Origin of the sequence: Curtobacterium phyllosphaerae (assembly GCF_049341865.1) — a bacterium.
GTDB lineage: Bacteria > Actinomycetota > Actinomycetes > Actinomycetales > Microbacteriaceae > Curtobacterium > Curtobacterium phyllosphaerae.
Genome location: NZ_JBMPIU010000005.1, coordinates 93,382 through 110,701, shown reverse-complemented (window position 1 = coordinate 110,701; position 17,320 = coordinate 93,382). Strand labels below are relative to the sequence as shown.

Below are 17,320 nucleotides of genomic sequence, written 5' to 3'. Positions count from 1 at the left end.
CAGCGTAGGCGAGCACCGGACGGGAGGCGCGGGTCGAGCCCGCCCCGCGCCTCCCGTCCGGCACGGCCGTCGGGGCGCCCTGACGCGTTCGCCACAGGCGGCGTGTACCCATCTCCCGCCCACGTTCCAGCGACTACGCTGGTTCGGTGTCGGGCAGGGCTGCCCGGACGACAAGCAGAGCATCAATCGACGGAGAGTGGGCGATCGGCTGTGTCGAGCCATCTGACCGGAACATCGGACGAGACCGCGGGCGAATTCGGCGCGAACGAGTGGCTCGTGGACGAGCTCTACGAGCAGTTCGTCGCGGACCGGAACTCGGTCGACGAGTCCTGGTGGCCGGTCCTCGAGAGCTACCACCGGACGCAGGCGCCGGCATCCCCGCCCAGCCCGTCGGACGCGGCTCCCACGGCATCTCCGGCCGCGCCGCCGACTCCCCCGCAGCAGCCCGCCACGGGCGCCGCGCCGGCAGCCCCTGCCCAGGCCAGGACGACCTCCAAGCAGCCGGCCCCGGCACCGATCCCGGCCGAGGCGAACGACGAGCACGACTCCTCCGACGAGGTCGCCGAGGACGTCGCGACCCCGCTCCGCGGCATGGCGAAGGCCCTCGCGGCGAACATGGACGCGTCGCTGACCGTCCCGACCGCCACCAGCGTCCGCACGATCCCGGCCAAGCTGCTCATCGACAACCGGATCGTCATCAACAACAACCTGCGCCGCGGTCGTGGCGGCAAGGTGTCGTTCACGCACCTGATCGGGTGGGCGCTCGTCAAGGCGCTCCAGCAGTTCCCGTCGCAGAACGTGTACTACGCCGAGCAGGACGGCAAGCCGGTCGTCGTCACACCGGCGCACGTCAACCTCGGCATCGCGATCGACGTGCCGAAGTCCGACGGCACCCGTGCGCTCCTCGTGCCGAGCATCAAGCGCGCCGAGACCCTGACGTTCCGGCAGTTCCTGGCCGCGTACGAGGACCTCGTCAAGCGGGCCCGCGCCGGCAAGCTCACCGCCGACGACTTCGCCGGCACCACGATCTCGCTGACGAACCCCGGCGGCATCGGCACCGAGCACTCGGTCCCGCGCCTCACCCGTGGTCAGGGTGCGATCATCGGCGCCGGTGCGCTCGAGTACCCGGCCCAGTTCCAGGGCTCGGCCCCCAAGACGCTCGTCGAGCTCGGGGTCGGCAAGACCATCACGCTGACGAGCACCTACGACCACCGGGTGATCCAGGGTGCCGGCTCGGGCGAGTACCTGAAGATCGTGCACGGCCTCCTGACCGGCCAGGACGGCTTCTACGAGGGCGTGTTCGCCGCGCTCCGGATCCCGTACAAGCCGATCCAGTGGGCGAACGACATCAACGTCGACCTGTCGTCGCGGTTCAGCAAGACGGCGCGGGTGCTCGAGCTCATCAACAGCTACCGCGTCCGCGGGCACCTGATGGCCGACATCGACCCGCTCGAGTACAAGCAGCGCACGCACCCGGACCTCGAGATCGAGAGCCACGGGCTGACGTTCTGGGACCTCGACCGCGAGTTCGTCACCGGCGGGCTCGGCAAGGCCACGACCGCGCCGCTCCGCGACATCCTGGCCGTGCTCCGCGACTCCTACTGCCGCACGATCGGCATCGAGTACATGCACATCCAGGACCCGGTCCAGCGACGCTGGATGCAGGAGCACGTCGAGGTCGGGTACCAGAAGCCCGGCAAGGACGAACAGCTCCGCATCCTCGGCAAGCTCAACGAGGCCGAGGCGTTCGAGACGTTCCTGCAGACCAAGTACGTCGGCCAGAAGCGGTTCTCCCTGGAAGGCGGCGAATCGACCATCTCGCTCCTCGACACCCTGATCCAGGAGGCCGCACGGGGCGAGCTCGAGGAGGTCGCGATCGGCATGGCGCACCGCGGGCGCCTCAACGTGCTGACGAACATCGCCGGCAAGACGTACGGCCAGATCTTCCGCGAGTTCGAGGGCCGGCAGCTCCCCGGTTCGATCAGGGGCCAGGGCTCCGGCGACGTCAAGTACCACGTCGGCACCGAAGGCGTGTTCACCTGCTCCGAGGGCACGACGATCCCCATCACGATCGCCGCGAACCCGTCGCACCTCGAAGCCGTCGACGGGGTGCTCGAGGGCATCGTCCGCGCCAAGCAGGACCGCGAGCCGATCGGGACCTTCGGTGTCCTGCCGGTGCTCGTCCACGGCGACGCGGCGATGGCGGGACAGGGCGTGGTCGTCGAGACCCTGCAGCTCTCGCAGCTCCGCGGCTACCGCACCGGCGGCACGGTGCACATCGTCGTCAACAACCAGGTCGGGTTCACCACCTCGCCGAGCGCGTCCCGCACGTCGGTGTACAACACCGACGTCGCGAAGACGATCCAGGCGCCGGTCTTCCACGTCAACGGGGACGACCCCGAGGCCGTGGCCCGCGTCGCCGAACTCGCGTTCGCGTACCGGCAGGCGTTCCACCGCGACGTCGTCATCGACCTCGTCTGCTACCGTCGCCGCGGCCACAACGAGGGCGACGACCCCTCGATGACGCAGCCGCTCATGTACAACCTCATCGAGGCCAAGCGTTCCGTCCGCACCCTGTACACCGAGGCCCTGGTCGGCCGCGGCGACATCACGCAAGAGGAGTACGACGAGGCCCACCGCGACTTCCAGGACCGTCTCGAACGCGCGTTCGCGGAGACGCACGAGGCCCAGACCGGGTCGATCCCGGTGATCGACCCGGCGACGGGCGCCCCGGTGTCCGGTGCGCCGGGCGACGACGGTGCCGTGCAGGGCCTCGAGCGTCCGAGCGCCCAGCGCGACGACTCCGAGGTCGAGGTGCACGAGACCGCCGTGTCCGAGGACATCGTGCGGCTCGTCGGCGACGCCCACCAGAACCAGCCCGAGGGCTTCTCGGTCCACCCGAAGCTCGCGCAGCTGCTCGCGAAGCGCGTCGACATGACGCGCAACGGCGGCATCGACTGGGCGATGGGCGAGCTCATCGCGATCGGCTCCGTGCTCGCCGAGGGCAAGCCCGTCCGGCTCGCCGGTCAGGACACCCGACGCGGCACCTTCGTCCAGCGGCAGGCGGTGTTCCACGACCGGGTGAACGGCCAGGAGTGGTTGCCGCTCGCGAACGTCGCCGAGGGACAGGCACGGTTCTACATCTACGACTCGCCGCTCAGCGAGTACGCGGCGCTGGCGTTCGAGTACGGCTACTCGGTCGAGCGGACCGACGTGCTCGTGCTGTGGGAGGCCCAGTTCGGCGACTTCGCGAACGGCGCGCAGACGGTCATCGACGAGTTCATCTCATCGGCCGAGCAGAAGTGGGGGCAGCGTTCCGGCCTCGTGCTCCTGTTGCCGCACGGCTACGAGGGCCAGGGGCCCGACCACTCGTCGGCGCGGATCGAGCGGTACCTGCAGCTCTGCGCCGAGGACAACATGATCGTGTCCCGGCCGTCGACCCCGGCGTCGTACTTCCACCTGCTGCGCCGCCAGGCGTTCGCCCGCCCGCAGAAGCCGCTCGTCGTGTTCACGCCGAAGGCGATGCTCCGGATGCGCCAGGCGACGTCCGCGGTCTCGGAGTTCACGACGGGGCGCTTCCAGGAGGTCATCGACGACACCACGATCAGCGACAAGCGCGCAGTCCGACGTGTCGTCCTGTCGTCGGGCAAGATCCACCACGACCTGCGCGCCGAGGTCGAGAAGCGCGGCATCACCGACGTCGCGCTCGTCCGGCTCGAACAGCTCGCGCCGCTCCCCCTCGACCAGCTGCTCGAGGTCCTGGGGAGCTACCCGGAGGCCGAGCTCGTGTGGGCGCAGGAGGAGCCGGAGAACCAGGGTGCCTGGCCGTTCGTGTACATGAACACCGCGCCGCACCTCGGCGGTCGCGCGTTCACGGTCCGGAGCCGTCCGGCGAGTGCCGCACCGGCGACCGGGTCCGCGAAGCGCAGCGCGGCCGAGGCCACGGAGATCATCGACGGCGCACTCGGCGCCTGACGGTGCCGATCCGGACGGTGCCGATCCAGACGGTGCCGATCCGGACGGTACTGATCCGGACGCCGGGGTGCGCTACGCGATCTTCGTGTAGCGCACCCCGGCTTCGTGGTACCCGCGCTTCTGGTAGAACCGGTGCGCACTGTCGGTCGCAGCAGCCGACACCGCGCTGAGCCGTCGGGCGCCCTGCTCGCCCGCCCACGTCTCGAAGGTCGACAGCAGCTCGCTCCCCGTGCCGTCCTTCCGGAACGTCGGGTCGACGACGAGCAGGAGCAGCAGCGCGCTCGGCTCGTCGGAGTCGTACGCCCACGTGGTCTGTGCCCCGGCGACCGCGGTGACCCGGCCGTCGTCGCCGCGGACCACCCAGGTGCGGTGGCCGGCCGCGGGGACGAGCCGTTCCAGGCGCGATCGCATGCCGAGCGGGTCGACGTCGTGGCCGAGCAGACGGACGAGGGCGGTGACGTCGGTGACGTCCTGGTCGGACCAGACGGTCACAGGTTCGACGGCGAAGGGCATGTCACGACCCTAACCGAGCCGTCCGACGGATGACGCGTCCCCCGGGCGCCGGGCCGGGGGCGACGGACCGGGGTCGGACCACGGGTCGGTGACGGCCTCGCTAGTGGGAGGCCTGGACCTCGCGCAGCCTCGCGAGCACCTGGAGCCGGAGCACCTCGGGCGCCTGTTCCCGGCACGCGCGCTGGACGGCTTCGGTGAGCACGATGCCGATCCGGTGCTCGGTGGTGCAGTCGACGCAGTCGGCCATGTGCGCGCGGATGTCCGCGGCGTCCTCGCCGCGGAGTTCGTTGTGCAGGAACTCCTCGAGCTCCGCCTTCGCCTTGGAGCAGTCGCAGCCGCTCATCGCTCGTTCCTTCCGGTCGTGCGGGCCGCCGTGGCGGGCGCTCTCCTGGTGCGGGTGCTCGGACGCATCGTCTCCGTCGACGCCGCATCCGGCACGACACCGGTCTCTCGGGCGTGGTCGGCGAGGAGCCCCCGGAGGAGCCGCCGACCGCGGTGGAGACGGCTCATCACCGTGCCCACGGGCGTCTTCATGATGTCGGCGATCTCCTGGTAGGAGAACCCTTCGACGTCGGCGAAGTAGACCGCCATCCGGAAGTCCTCCGGGATGGCCTGCAACGCGTCCTTGACCGCCGACGACGGCAGGTGGTCGATGGCGTCGGCCTCGGCGGACCGCGACGAGACACTCTGGGTGACGCTCTCCGCGCCGCCGAGCTGCCAGTCCTCGAGCTCGTCGATCGTGCCCTGGTAGGGGTTCCGCTGGTTCTTGCGGTACGTGTTGATGAACGTGTTCGTCAGGATCCGGTAGAGCCAGGCCTTGAGGTTCGTGCCCTGGCGGAACTGCCGGAACGCGGCGAACGCCTTGACGAAGGTCTCCTGGACGAGGTCCGACGCATCGGCCGGGTTCCGGGTCATGCGCATCGCGGCGCCGTACAGCTGGTCCATGAACGGCAGGGCCTGCTGCTCGAACAGGCTGCGGAGCTCCGAGGCGTCGATGGTGGTCTCGTCGGCCACGTCACCGGTCTGCTCGGCCTGCACGGCGTCGAGCTGCTCCTCGGTCGCGGCGAGCGGTGCCTCGTCGGCGGGAGCGTTCCGCGGAGCGTCGTCAGGAGTCATCGAGCGCAAGTCTAGGCCGAGGCCACCGAGCGACGTCCGGGTCGGCGGCAGGGTCCTGGTCCTCGGCGCTGCGAGTGCGATCGGCATGGTCCTCCCGGAGCCGTTGTCCTGCTGGGTACTCTTGTGAACCGATGCAGTCTCCGAATGATTCCCGGCCGGCCACGCCCGATCCGACCTGGCGCGCGCCCGTCGCCGCCGGCCCCCTCGCGGGCGACGTCGCCCTGCCGGGCTCGAAGTCCCTCACGAACCGCGAGCTCGTCCTCGCGGCCCTCGCCGACGGGCCCTCGACCATCCACCTGCCGCTGCACTCGCGCGACTCCGAGCTCATGGTCGGGGCGCTCCGGGCGCTCGGCGTGGGCATCGACCCCGTCGACGGGTCCGGGTCGTACGGACCGGACCTCCGCATCACGCCGGGTGCGATCGGTGCCGCCGCGGGCGCCGTCACGATCGACTGCGGACTCGCCGGGACCGTGATGCGCTTCCTGCCGCCGCTCGCCGCACTCGCCACCGGACGGGTCACCGTCGACGGCGACCCCCAGGCCCGCCGACGTCCGATGCGCACCACGATCGAGTCCCTCGTCGCCCTCGGCGTCCAGGTCACCGACGACGGCGGCGGCGCGATGCCGTTCGGGTTCGTCGGGACCGGCCACGTCCGGGGCGGTGAGATCGCCATCGACGCGAGCGCCTCGAGCCAGTTCGTCTCGGGACTGCTGCTGTCCGCGCCGCGGTTCGACGAGGGCCTCGTCCTCCGGCACACCGGGGCGACGCTGCCGAGCATGCCGCACATCGCGATGACCGTCGACGCGCTGCGTGCGCGCGGTGTCGTCGTCGACGAGCCGGAACGAGGGGTGTGGCACGTGCACCCGGGGCCGATCGGTGCGCGCGACGTCGTCATCGAGCCGGACCTGTCGAACGCCGCTCCCTTCGCCGTCGCGGCGCTCGTGGCCGGTGGCACGGTCCGGATCCGCACCTGGCCGGAGCGCACCACCCAGGTCGGGGCGGACCTCCAGGCCCTGCTCCCGCGGTGGGGTGCGACCGTGGTCCGCGACGGCGCCGACCTCGTCGTCGACGGCGGTGTCGGCGTCCGGGGGGGCGCGTCGCTCCCGGGCGTCGACCTCGACCTGTCGCGCGGCGGCGAGCTCACACCGGCGCTCGTCGCCCTCGCCGCCCTCGCCGCCGGTCCGTCCACCATCACCGGGATCGGACACCTCCGCGGCCACGAGACGGACCGGCTCGCCGCGCTCGTCGACGACCTCACCGGGCTCGGCGGAGCGGTGACGGAACTCGACGACGGTCTCCGGATCGAACCGCGGCCGTTGCACGGTGGCGCGTGGCGTGCGTTCGAGGACCACCGGATGGCGCACGCGGGTGCGGTCATCGGGCTCGTCGTGGACGGTGTGGAGGTCGACGACATCGGGTCCACGGCGAAGACCCTGCCCCAGTTCCCCGAGCTGTGGGCCGCGCTGGTCGCGACGGCCGCGACGGGGCCATCGTGAGCTGGCTCCCCCCGGACGGCGACGACGACGACCTCGACGAGCCCTGGGGACAGTACGACGAGTCCTCGGTGCGGGTGCGCCCGAACCCGAAGGGCAACCGGCCCCGCACGAAGGTCCGACCGACGTACGACGACGCCGCCCCGGGATGGGTGACGAACGTGGACCGGGGTCGCTACGGGGTCCTGGTCGACACCGACGGCCCGGACGGCGGACGGGTGATCACGGCGACGAAGGCCCGTGAGCTCGGCAAGAAGGCCGTCGTCACCGGCGACCACGTGTCACTCGTCGGCGATGTCACCGGTGAGGACGGTTCGCTGGCCCGCATCGTCCGCGTCGCGGACCGGACCACCCTGCTCCGCCGGAGTGCCGACGACTCCGACGAGGTCGAACGCGTCATCGTCGCGAACGCCGACCAGATGCTCGTCGTCGTCGCGGCCGCTGACCCGGAGCCGCGGACCCGGCTCATCGACCGGTACCTGGTGGCCGCGTTCGACGCCGGACTCGACCCGGTCCTCTGCATCACGAAGACCGACCTCGCCGACCCGCAGCCGTTCCTCGACCACTTCGCCTGCCTCGACCTGCGGATCGTCACGAGTGCCGCGTCCGACGTCCCGCTCGGCGTGTTCGAGGACGTGCTCCGCGACCACACCACCGTGACCGTCGGGCACTCCGGCGTCGGCAAGTCGACGCTCGTGAACGCCCTGACCGGGTCGACACGGGCGGTCGGGGTCGTCAACACCGTCACCGGGCGCGGACGGCACACGTCGTCCTCCTCGATCGCGATCCGGGTCACCGGGGGCGGGTGGATCATCGACACCCCGGGCGTCCGGTCGTTCGGGCTCGGCCACGTCGAGCCCGCGAACGTGTTCCGGGCCTTCGCGTCGCACGCGGTGCCCGTCCGGGAACCCCGCGACGGCATCCCGCTCGACCAGGCGCACGACTGGGAGATCGTCGACCGGGTGCAGGACGGCGAGCTCGGACCGACGGGCGTGGAACGGCTCGACTCCTTCCGCGCGCTGCTCACGGGCATGGGCGAGCACGACCCCGGCGCCGAGTAGCGCCGCGCCAGCGGGCCCTGTCCCGACCTCCGGACGGATCCGTCCCAGACCGCGGACGTGCCCTGTCCCGGGCTGCGGACCGGCCCCGCCCCCGAACTGGGGGTGTGTCCACCGGCATCCGGCCCTGAAAGCCCTGTCAGCCGACCAGGACCTGAGTTATCGTTACGCCACGGCCGTCTGTTCAGGAGACGCCGCCGATCGGACCCTCGATCTGGTGCTCCTGCGCGGCGTCCAGTCTCGTCGAAAGACCCTAACCCGAGGGGTGATCAAGACGATGCATTCGTCGTACCACCAGCAGGACGGTCCGAGCGCGCCGACCCAGCACGCACGCACCGTCACCACCACCGCCACCGCGCAGCGCACACCCGGAGTCCGGTGAGTTCCGATGGAACTCGTCGGTCGACGCCCTGAGGTCGATCGCATCGCGACGCTCGCCGTGCTCCCCCGGGAGTCGGCGCTCGTCGTGGTCGGCGAACCCGGCCTGGGCAAGAGCTCACTGTTGGATGCGGCTGCGACCCGCGCGCGGATCCCCGTCGTCCGCGTCACGGTGAACGCGAGCGAGGCACGCTGGCCGATGTCCGGCGTCTCGACGCTGTTCGCCGCGCTCGACGACCCCCGCGCCACCGCACACGCCGAACGCCTCGTCGCGCACGCCGCCGTCGCGGGCGACACCCTGGCGGTGGCCCACGAGCTGCACGCCGCGGTCCGCGACCTGGCGCTCGGGCCGGTGCTCGTCCTCGTGGACGACGCCGACCGGATGGACGACGAGAGCCAACGGCTCCTCGCGTTCCTCGCGGGCCGACTCGCCGGCACGGCCGTCCGGCTCGTCCTGTCCACCCGCCCGGCGTGCGAGGACAGCCCGTTCAGCGCGCTCCCCACCCTCCGGCTCGGGCCGCTGCACCCGGACCAGGCGCTCGCGCTGGCCCGGGTCACCGCACCCCCCGAGGCCAACGACGGCGTGCTGGCGATCCTCGCCGAGGAGACCGGCGGCAACCCCAAGGCCCTCGCCGAGCAGCTCCGGACGCTGGCCCGGGAACAGCTCGTCGGCCGCGAGCCGCTCGACGTGCCGCTCCGACCGACGGCCACGACCGAGGCGGTCGCCGAACTCGTCCTCTCCTGCGCCGGTGCGGACCAGGTCGACGTGCTCACCCGGATGGCACTCGCCCCGGTGGTCCGCACGCCGTCGCCCGCGTTCGACCGCGACGCCGTCGGGGACCTCGCGGACCGTGACCTCATCCGGTTCCGGGGCGTCCACGCCGAGATGAAGAACCCGCTCGTCCGGTCCGCCCTGCACTGGCGCATGCCCTCCCGGGCCCGACGCGCCGCACACGCCGGCCTCGTGGGCTGCCTCGCCGAGGTCGACCCCCGGGCCGCGCTCTGGCACGCGAGCTTCGTCGACGACGTCGTCGACCCCGAGCCCCTGCTCGACGCCGCCCACGAGTACGCCGTCGCGGGCCTCCCGTTCGCCGCCGTCGCGTTCACCGAGCGGGCCCTGCAGGTCGCTCGCGGCGACCTCCGGGAGCAGCGTGGACTCCTCGCCGTCGCGGAGGCACTGCTCAGCCGGCGGTTCCTCTCGCCGGCCGCGCGGTACCTGTCCGCGATCGGGCAGTTCAGCACGCTCGCGGACGACACCCGCCGCCTCCGACTCCGGTACTCGGTCGACTACCTGAGCGGCAACCCGGTGCACGCGGACGAGCTGCTCGTCCCGACCGACGTGACCGACCCCGCCGAGGCGGACGCACTCGCGGGGCTCCTGTCGATGGTGGCCTGCTTCCGCGCCGAGACGTGGGAGACCGACAGCGCCCGGGAATTGTTGCTCCGCGCGGAACCGATGCTGCCCGCGTCCGGCGCGCACACCCGCGAGGTCCACCAGGCGGCCGTGACGCTCGTCGCCGCGGTCGACGGGAGCATGCCGCCGGACGCCGAACTCCACGACGGGCTCGCCGCTCCGGTCCTGGTCGAGTGCTCCGAGGCGACGCTGCTCCTGCTCGGGCACGCCCTGAGCCTCAGCGAGCGGTACCGGAGCGCCCGTCGCGTGTTCGCCATCGTCCTGGCGCGGGCGTCGCGGACGGCGCCGGTCTGGATCGAGGCCGCGCGCTACCTCGGCGCGGAGAACGAGGTGCGCTCCGGCAACCACCGCCAGGCACTGCGCGCGATTGACGCGTGGGAGGCCGGCTCCGCGGTGGTGGAACGGCTCCGGGAGCCCTCGCGCGCGATCGCGATCGCCTGGCGTCACCACGCGGAGGGACGACCGGCCGACGCGCTCGACGTCCTCGAGCTCTGTCTGGCGCACCGGTCGAGCGGACGGCTGTGGGGTTCCACCGCCAAGCTGCACGCGCTCCGCGGTCGGGTGCTCCTGCAGGAGGACCGAGTCGAGGACGCCATCACCGCGCTCGAGGCCGCGGACGCCATCGGACGGAACCTCCGGAACCCGACGATCCTCCGGCACACCGGCGACCTCGTCGAGGCGTACGTGCGGGCCGGGCGCGTCGACGACGCCCGAGACCTCACGGGTCGGTTGGCGGCGGACCACAGTCGACGACCGTCGCGCTGGGGCACGCTCGTGCTCGCGCGCTGTCGCGCGCTCGTCGCCGGCCCGGCCGAGATCCCCGCCGCGTACCGCGCGGCGCTCGACGTGTTCGACACGAACGACTCGCAGTACGAGCGGGCCCGGACCCTCGAGGCCCTCGCCGAACGGCTCGACCGCGTCGGCGCACGGGAGGACCGGGACAAGTTCGTCGCGGCGGCGAACGCCGCGTACGAGGCCGCTGGGCTCCGCCGTCCGGCTCGGCCGGTCGCGGCGCCCATCCCCCTGCCGGTCCGCGAGCGGGTCGGTGTCGCCGGCTCGACCGGTGTTGCCTCCGCCGGCGGCGCCGTGCTGACGATGCTGACGCCGGACGAACGCGCCGTGGTCCAGAAGGTCACCGAGGGCTACCGCAACCGGGAGATCGCGTCGTCGTTGTACATGTCGCAGCGCACCGTCGAACTCCGTCTCACGCAGATCTACCGCAAGGTCGGGGCCAGGTCGCGCTCGCACCTCGTCGCGCTCCTCACCTGACCGACCTCCGGCCCGAACGGGGGGCGTCCCAGCGTCCCGTCGTTCGCCGGGGCCGCGCCGAACACCTCCCGACACACGCGCCCCCGTGTGTCGCTCGGACCTCGAACCGATCGGTACCCGAAGCCATGACCTCCGTCCAGACGTCCCGTCCGACCCCGAGCCGCGGAGTACTCCGCCAGCCGGCCCCGCGGCCGGTGGCACTCCGCCTGCGGCCGTCGCGTCCGGACCCCGCGACCCTCGCGGGGCGGATGGCGGCGATGCGTCGACCGCACCTCGACACCGACTGCAGTGGGCGCGTCACCGTCGTGGCCGACGGCACGACCGCGGGGACCGACGGCCTGCGCGACCTCCTCGCCGAGCTCGGGCACGGGTTCGCGACGAACGACGACGCCGAGCTCCTCGCCCACCTCGTCGAGCGCGCGCTCGTCGCCGAGCCGGACCTGGTGTCCGCGGTGGAGGTCGCGATGGCTCAGCTCGGCGGCGCACGCCCGTTCGTCGTGCTCGAGGTCGAGTCCGGCCGGCTCGTCGTCGCGGAGCCCTCGGTCCGGACCGGCGGCACGGTCCGCGAGCTGGCCGGCTGACGGTCCGCGGCCGGCGGGCTGACGGTCCGCGAGCCGCCGGCCGCCGGATCGCCGAGGGTCGGGCGGGTCGCTGTCAGGCGCTCCGGCGGAACTCGTCCCGCTCGTCGACGCTCTGCTGGACCGTCCGGGACTGCGTCGGCCGGCCGAGCGCCCGGTACTCCCAGCCGCTCGCACGGTAACGAGCGGGGTGCCCTCGTCGAGCACGGGACGGAACGCGGCCCGGAGCTGCGCCTCGGCCCAGGCGGACTCGACGCCGAACACGAGCCGGTCCGGGGGGAGCTTGTCCTGCTCCGCGTATCCCTCGCGGAGGTACTCGGGGTTCCAGGCGAGCTCCACCGCCGCACCGGCCGGGGAGACCTGCTGCACGAGCGCGGTGAGTCGCGCCGCGGTGCCGATCGGTACCGTTGACTTGCCGACGAACAGTGCCCGCCGCGTCACGCGACGGGCGAGTTCGGTGAACGCGCTGTCGACGTACGTCAGAGCGGTTACGTGTTCGGGACCGACGACGCACGTCCGGCGAACACGCGCTTCAACGGCGCCGGCATGGACGTCTCGCCGGCACTGAACGGCTGCCTCGGGTACGCGCTCGACGGCGAGGACGACCGCGTCGACTGGCGGTTCCTCGACGACCACGAGGTGCCGGCCGGTCCCTGGACGACGCTCGTGACCACGAGCGGGCTGACGGAGCAGGGCGGCGTTCCCCTATGCTCCTGGCAAGGGGGAACGATGCACCGGAGGATGATCGTCGCGGCGGGGGTCGCCACGACCGCCGCCATCGCGCTCGGCGGATGCTCGCTGCTCGGCGACACCACCGTCCCGATGCCGAGCCGGTCGCGGACGCCGCACGCGTCGGCGACCGCGACACCGCACAGTGCCGGCGACGACGTCGTCGGATCCGCCACCCCGGTCCCGCTCGTGCCGTCGCCCGGGCCGACCCCGTCGCCCAGCCCGACGCTCACCCAGATCGCCGCGGGCACCCCCGTCGCCGAGGGCGACGTCACCTCGCCCAAGGGCAGCGTCCACTACCACTACCGGATCGTCGCGGACGGTGACGGCACCTTCTCGACCCAGTTCTCCGGGTTCACCTCGACGCTCCCCGTCCCGGTGTCGGTGACGCTCCTCGGCGTCGCACCGCGAGTCGGCGACGGCCTCACCGACCACGGGACCGCGGACCACCAGCTCGGCGGGCCGACGAGCGGAGCGGCGCCGGCGTCCTCGGTGGCGCTCGACGGGGTCGGCCACGATCCCTCCGGACTCGGCACGATCGTGACGTACTCCTCCGCACCGGCGTCCGCGGCCGCCACGCTGCCGGTGGAGATCGGTCCGGACAAGGTGCTCGCGGTGGACACGGTCCGGTGGTCGATACCCGTTCGTCAGTCGAACGTGCACCCGGTGGACGGTGGAGCTGGTCCCTACGCGTACGGCGTCGTCACCGCGACGACGGCGTCCGGGGCTCCGCGGACCTACCTCGTCGCGCACGGCGACCGGGCCTCCGTCGTCGCGGAGCGGTTCGGGGTCTCCGTCGCCGACCTCGTGTTCCTGAACGCCGACATCCGGGTGTTCGGGGACGACCAGTGGATGTACGAGGGGACGTCCATCAACCTGGACCCGGACCGCCTCGACACGGTCGGCTGAGCCGCGGCGCAGGGCCGCGCCGTCCGGGCCGTCCGTCCGGGCCATCGGCCGGGCCGGCGGGGCGTTGAGTGAGCAGGAATCGTCGCGTCGACCGAGGCTGCCCGACGATTCCTGCTCACTCACGGGCGGGGACGGCACCGAGACGGCACCGGGACGGCATCGGGAAGGCACCAGGACGGCACCGGGACGGCACCGGAACGGGACGGGGTCCGCTCGGCGACGTCCAGGGTGGACCTGCGACGATGACACGCCACCGACCCGATGGAGACCACCCTGCCCGCACACGTGTTCCTCGCCCTGCTGATCGGCGCCGTCCTGACGTTCGTCCCCGTCGTCGGCCGGATCGCCCGCATCGCGACGACGATCGCCCACGAGGTCGGCCACTGCATCGTCGTCGTCCCGTTCGGCGGTCGCATCCATCGCATCACCCTCCGGACCGACGGCTCCGGCGAGGCCCAGGTCGACCTCGCGCGGACGCCCGGCAGCATCCGCTGGCTCGTCCGCGTCCTGAACCTCTACGCCGGGTACAGCGCACCGCTCTGGGCCGGTGTCCTGCTCGTGACCGGCACGCTCGCCGGCAACCGGGTGCTGACGACGACGGTGCTCGCGGTCGTCGGCCTCATCGCACTCGTCTTCGTCCGGAACTGGTTCGGACTCCTCGTCGTGATCGGTTTCGACGTCCTGGCCGCCTGGGTCGCGCTCCGTCCGTCCGAGGGCACCGTGCTCGTCGTCGCGGCGGTCGGTGCGCTGTTCGTCGTGGACGGCGTCCGGGCGATCGTGCAGGTCGCCGGCTGGTTGTCCACAGGGGCGCGGGTCCGGACCGATTTCCACATCATGGCGGGCGAGTACCGCGGGCACCCCTCGCTGTGGTTCATCCTGTTCCTGGTCGTGAACGCCGTCGTCGTCTGGCTCGCCCGGGCGCCGCTGACCACGGTCGGCGAGACGGTGTGGGCGGGGATCCGCGCGCTGCTGCCGTGAGCCAGCGCAGCCGCGGGCCAGCGCAACCATGAGCCAGCGCAACGGCGACGGCGCGACGTAACCGGGGGCCGCACAGCGCGGCCGACAGCAGCGGGCGTGGCAGAGTACCGAGAACGGCAACAGGAGGCACGGGCATGAGCAGTGAGGACCAGGACCGATTCGGGTTCGCCACCGAACAGGTGCACGGCGGAGTGCTCCCGGAGACCGGACACGGTGCCCGGATCATGCCGATCCACATGTCCTCCGGGTTCCTCTTCGACGACTTCGACCAGGCGCGCGACCGGTTCGCCGGCGACGACGACGGCTACACGTACACCCGCCTCGGCAACCCGACGAACGCGGCCGTCGAGCGCCGCGTCGCACTGCTCGAAGGCGGTGTCGAGTCGATCCTGGTCGCCAGCGGGCAGGCCGCGGCGACCGTCGCGTTCCTCGGACTCCTGCAGGCCGGTGACCACGTGGTGTCGGCGCAGAGCATCTACGAGGGCACCCGCGGGCTGCTCATCCAGAACCTCGGACGCCTCGGCATCGGGGTCGACTTCGTGGACGATGCCCGCGACCTCGACGCCTGGGCCGCGGCGATCCGCCCGAACACCCGGCTGTTCTTCGGGGAGTCGATCCCGAACCCCAAGAACGACGTCCTCGACATCGCCGGCGTCGCATCGGTTGCGCACCGGAACGGGATCCCCCTGGTCGTCGACAACACCCTCGCCACGCCGTACCTGGTCCGCCCGCTCGAGCACGGCGCGGACGTCGTGATCCACTCCGCGTCGAAGTTCCTGACCGGCCACGGTTCGGCGCTCGGCGGAGTCGTCGTCGACGGCGGCACGTTCGACTGGACCACCGGGGCGGGCTTCGGACACCTCACCGAGCCGGACCGCGGCCTCGGCGGCGCGAGCTACGTCGAACGCTTCGGTGCCCGTGCCTACGCTGCCTTCGCGCGCGACGTCATCGCGTCACGGATCGGTCCGACGCCGTCCCCGTTCAACGCGTTCGTCATCCAGCAGGGCATCGAGACGCTCTCCTTGCGGGTCGAGCGGCACAACGCGAACGCCCTCGCGATCGCCGAGTGGCTCGAGCAGCAGCCCGAGGTCTCGAGCGTGGACCACGCCGGGCTCCCGTCGAACCCGTTCCACGACCTCGCCGAGCGCTACCTGCCGCGCGGCGCCGGCTCCGTGTTCGCGTTCACCCTCGCCGGCGGCGAGCCCGCGGCACGCCGGTTCATCGACGCGGTCGAGCTGTTCAGCCGGATGACGCACCTCGGCGACGTCCGGTCGCTCATCCTGCACCCGGCGTCGACGACCCACGCGCAGCGCACGCCGGAGCAGCGTGCCGCGACCGGCATCGACGACGGACTCATCCGGCTCTCCGTGGGGATCGAGGACGTCGCGGACCTCCTCCGCGACCTCGCTCGCGGCCTCGCCGCGGTCCGCGCCGACGGCGCGTCGACAGACGGGGTCGGGAGGTCCGACGCTCGACCGGAGCTCGGCCTGGAGGCCCAGGGCACGTCCGCCACGGACCTCGACACCGCGGTCCTCCAGCACACCCTGCCGGGACACCACGTCATCGCCGAGGAGATCTAGTCATGGCCCGCCAACAGCACGTCGGATACTTCCTCTCCCGCGGCTTCGGTCCGCAGGCCTGGGGCCGGGACGACTGGGCGTGGGGGTACGACTGGACCAAGCCGGACCTCTACCAGCAGTCGGTCCGGACCCTCGAGCAGGGCGGGTTCGACCTCGTGATCGCCGAGGACGCCATCTCGCTCGGCAACCCGTCGACGCTCGACCTGCGTGTCCGGCAGGCGTACGGCGGTCCGAAGCACGACCCCCTCATGTTGGCGCCGTACCTGTTCGCGGCGACGTCGCACATCGGCATCGCCCCGACCGTCAACGCCGGGATCACGCCGCCGTACCTCGGTGCCCGGCAGTTCGCGACACTCGCGCACCTGTCCGGCGACCGGTTCGGGATCAACGTCGTGACCGACGTCGGGAGCGCGCGACACGCCGGGCTGGAACCGTTGGCACACGACGCCGCCTACGACCGCGCCGAGGAGTGGCTCGGCCTCGTCCGGCACCTCTGGCACAGCTGGGGCGAGCGCGCCCTCGTGCAGGACGTCGAGACAGGACGCTTCGCCGACGCGTCGGAACTCGACGCCTTCCAGCACGACGGCGAGTACTTCCGTGCCGCCGGACCGTTGAACGCGGTGCCGTTCGCGGCCGGCGACCCGGTCGTGGTCTCCCCCGGCGGGTCCGGCCGCGGGCTCGCCTTCGCCGGCACGCACTCCGACGTCCAGCTCGCCCTCGCGCCGCTCGAAGCGTCAGCCGTCCGCGCCTACCGCGCGAAGGTGCACGAGGCTGCACGTGCCGCGGGCCGCACCGCGGACGACTGCAAGATCCTGTTCGTGTTCAAGCCCGAGATCGTCGCGTCGAACGCCGAGGCGGACCGCATCGTCGAGGCGTCCCGGCACCCGTCGGACGCCGACCTCGTGGTCATCGCCGAGGGCCAGTCGAGCGACCTCGAGACCGACCTCACGGCGCTCGACCTCGACGCACCGCTGCCCGACGGGCTGTTCGGGGACCACGTGTCCGCCGGTACGATCCGCGGCCTCGTCGGCAGCACACCAGACGCGCCGCTCCGCGAACTCCTCACCCGCAAGGCACGGAAGGGCCGGATGTCCGCACCCGGTGGGCACGAGGGCTTCGTCGGGACGGCGGACGAGGTCGCGGACTTCATCGAGGAACTCGGCGACGACGCCGACAACGACGGCGTGATCTTCTCCGGCGACCTGCACCCGGCATCGATCTCCCGGATGCTCGGCGACGTCGTGCCGATCCTCCGGCGACGTGGGATCCTCCGGACGTCCTACGGCGACGGCGGCCTGCGCGCGAACCTCACCGACTTCTGACCGGCCGC

12 protein-coding genes and 1 pseudogene are annotated in these 17,320 nt (G+C 72.3%); 9 read left to right on the top strand and 4 right to left on the bottom strand.

Annotated elements, in window-relative coordinates; all coding sequences use genetic code 11:
* The first annotated feature begins 210 nt into the window (after nt 1-210).
* Complete coding sequence (locus ACO0E0_RS10565) at nt 211-3,975, top strand: multifunctional oxoglutarate decarboxylase/oxoglutarate dehydrogenase thiamine pyrophosphate-binding subunit/dihydrolipoyllysine-residue succinyltransferase subunit (protein WP_422871379.1); 3,765 nt, start codon at nt 211-213, stop codon at nt 3,973-3,975.
* A 72-nt stretch (nt 3,976-4,047) separates the two neighbouring features.
* On the opposite strand, the gene ACO0E0_RS10560 is transcribed toward ACO0E0_RS10565, so the two are convergent.
* The 3 genes from ACO0E0_RS10560 to ACO0E0_RS10550 all read right to left on the bottom strand — a co-directional run bounded on the left by ACO0E0_RS10560 (nt 4,048) and on the right by ACO0E0_RS10550 (nt 5,604).
* Entirely contained in the window at nt 4,048-4,488 is a 441-nt protein-coding gene (locus tag ACO0E0_RS10560; protein ID WP_422871378.1) for a GNAT family N-acetyltransferase, read from the bottom strand.
* A gap of 100 nt (nt 4,489-4,588) precedes the next feature.
* Entirely contained in the window at nt 4,589-4,831 is a 243-nt protein-coding gene (locus tag ACO0E0_RS10555; protein ID WP_422871377.1) for a zf-HC2 domain-containing protein, read from the bottom strand.
* On the bottom strand, nt 4,828-5,604 hold the full coding sequence (locus ACO0E0_RS10550) for a sigma-70 family RNA polymerase sigma factor (RefSeq protein WP_422871376.1): 777 nt from the start codon (nt 5,602-5,604) through the stop codon (nt 4,828-4,830). The genes ACO0E0_RS10555 and ACO0E0_RS10550 overlap by 4 nt, the downstream gene beginning before the upstream one ends.
* Nucleotides 5,605-5,735: 131 nt before the next feature.
* On the opposite strand from ACO0E0_RS10550, the gene aroA reads away from it, so the two are divergent.
* From aroA to ACO0E0_RS10530, 4 genes are all read left to right on the top strand, one after another.
* Complete coding sequence (aroA, locus tag ACO0E0_RS10545; RefSeq protein WP_422871375.1) at nt 5,736-7,100, top strand: 3-phosphoshikimate 1-carboxyvinyltransferase; 1,365 nt, start codon at nt 5,736-5,738, stop codon at nt 7,098-7,100.
* Entirely contained in the window at nt 7,097-8,158 is a 1,062-nt protein-coding gene (rsgA, locus tag ACO0E0_RS10540; RefSeq protein ID WP_422871374.1) for a ribosome small subunit-dependent GTPase A, read from the top strand. The genes aroA and rsgA overlap by 4 nt, the downstream gene beginning before the upstream one ends.
* 385 nt (nt 8,159-8,543) lie before the next feature.
* The gene (locus ACO0E0_RS10535) at nt 8,544-11,216 is read left to right on the top strand and encodes a helix-turn-helix transcriptional regulator (protein ID WP_422871373.1); all 2,673 of its coding nucleotides are present in this window, start codon (nt 8,544-8,546) and stop codon (nt 11,214-11,216) included.
* 257 nt (nt 11,217-11,473) lie between these two features.
* On the top strand, nt 11,474-11,797 hold the full coding sequence (locus ACO0E0_RS10530) for a class II glutamine amidotransferase domain-containing protein (protein WP_422871625.1): 324 nt from the start codon (nt 11,474-11,476) through the stop codon (nt 11,795-11,797).
* 282 nt (nt 11,798-12,079) lie between these two features.
* Here ACO0E0_RS10530 and ACO0E0_RS10525 read toward each other — a convergent pair.
* A pseudogene (locus ACO0E0_RS10525) lies at nt 12,080-12,430 on the bottom strand (hypothetical protein); the annotation flags it as partial.
* Between ACO0E0_RS10525 and ACO0E0_RS10520 the strand changes: the two are divergent.
* From ACO0E0_RS10520 to ACO0E0_RS10505, 4 genes are all read left to right on the top strand, one after another.
* A complete protein-coding gene (locus ACO0E0_RS10520) occupies nt 12,341-13,432 on the top strand; it encodes a LysM domain-containing protein (protein WP_422871372.1) in 1,092 nt (363 codons plus the stop codon). The pseudogene ACO0E0_RS10525 and the gene ACO0E0_RS10520 sit on opposite strands and share 90 nt — an antisense overlap.
* Nucleotides 13,433-13,693: 261 nt before the next feature.
* On the top strand, nt 13,694-14,410 hold the full coding sequence (locus ACO0E0_RS10515) for a M50 family metallopeptidase (RefSeq protein WP_422871371.1): 717 nt from the start codon (nt 13,694-13,696) through the stop codon (nt 14,408-14,410).
* 134 nt (nt 14,411-14,544) lie between these two features.
* Nucleotides 14,545-15,990 carry an O-acetylhomoserine aminocarboxypropyltransferase/cysteine synthase family protein gene (locus tag ACO0E0_RS10510; protein WP_422871370.1) on the top strand — a complete coding sequence of 482 codons (1,446 nt, stop codon included), beginning with the start codon at nt 14,545-14,547 and terminating at the stop codon, nt 15,988-15,990.
* A 2-nt stretch (nt 15,991-15,992) separates the two neighbouring features.
* Complete coding sequence (locus ACO0E0_RS10505) at nt 15,993-17,312, top strand: LLM class flavin-dependent oxidoreductase (protein WP_422871369.1); 1,320 nt, start codon at nt 15,993-15,995, stop codon at nt 17,310-17,312.
* The last annotated feature ends 8 nt before the right edge of the window (nt 17,313-17,320 follow it).

Coding starts and splice junctions, on each gene's coding strand:
- ACO0E0_RS10560 (WP_422871378.1), bottom strand. CDS start 4,488: ATGCCCTTCGCCGTCGAACCTGTGACCGTCTGGTCCGACCAGGACGTC.
- ACO0E0_RS10520 (WP_422871372.1), top strand. CDS start 12,341: ATGGACGTCTCGCCGGCACTGAACGGCTGCCTCGGGTACGCGCTCGAC.
- ACO0E0_RS10515 (WP_422871371.1), top strand. CDS start 13,694: ATGGAGACCACCCTGCCCGCACACGTGTTCCTCGCCCTGCTGATCGGC.
- ACO0E0_RS10505 (WP_422871369.1), top strand. CDS start 15,993: ATGGCCCGCCAACAGCACGTCGGATACTTCCTCTCCCGCGGCTTCGGT.
- ACO0E0_RS10530 (WP_422871625.1), top strand. CDS start 11,474: ATGCGTCGACCGCACCTCGACACCGACTGCAGTGGGCGCGTCACCGTC.
- ACO0E0_RS10535 (WP_422871373.1), top strand. CDS start 8,544: ATGGAACTCGTCGGTCGACGCCCTGAGGTCGATCGCATCGCGACGCTC.
- ACO0E0_RS10555 (WP_422871377.1), bottom strand. CDS start 4,831: ATGAGCGGCTGCGACTGCTCCAAGGCGAAGGCGGAGCTCGAGGAGTTC.
- ACO0E0_RS10510 (WP_422871370.1), top strand. CDS start 14,545: ATGAGCAGTGAGGACCAGGACCGATTCGGGTTCGCCACCGAACAGGTG.
- aroA (WP_422871375.1), top strand. CDS start 5,736: ATGCAGTCTCCGAATGATTCCCGGCCGGCCACGCCCGATCCGACCTGG.
- ACO0E0_RS10550 (WP_422871376.1), bottom strand. CDS start 5,604: ATGACTCCTGACGACGCTCCGCGGAACGCTCCCGCCGACGAGGCACCG.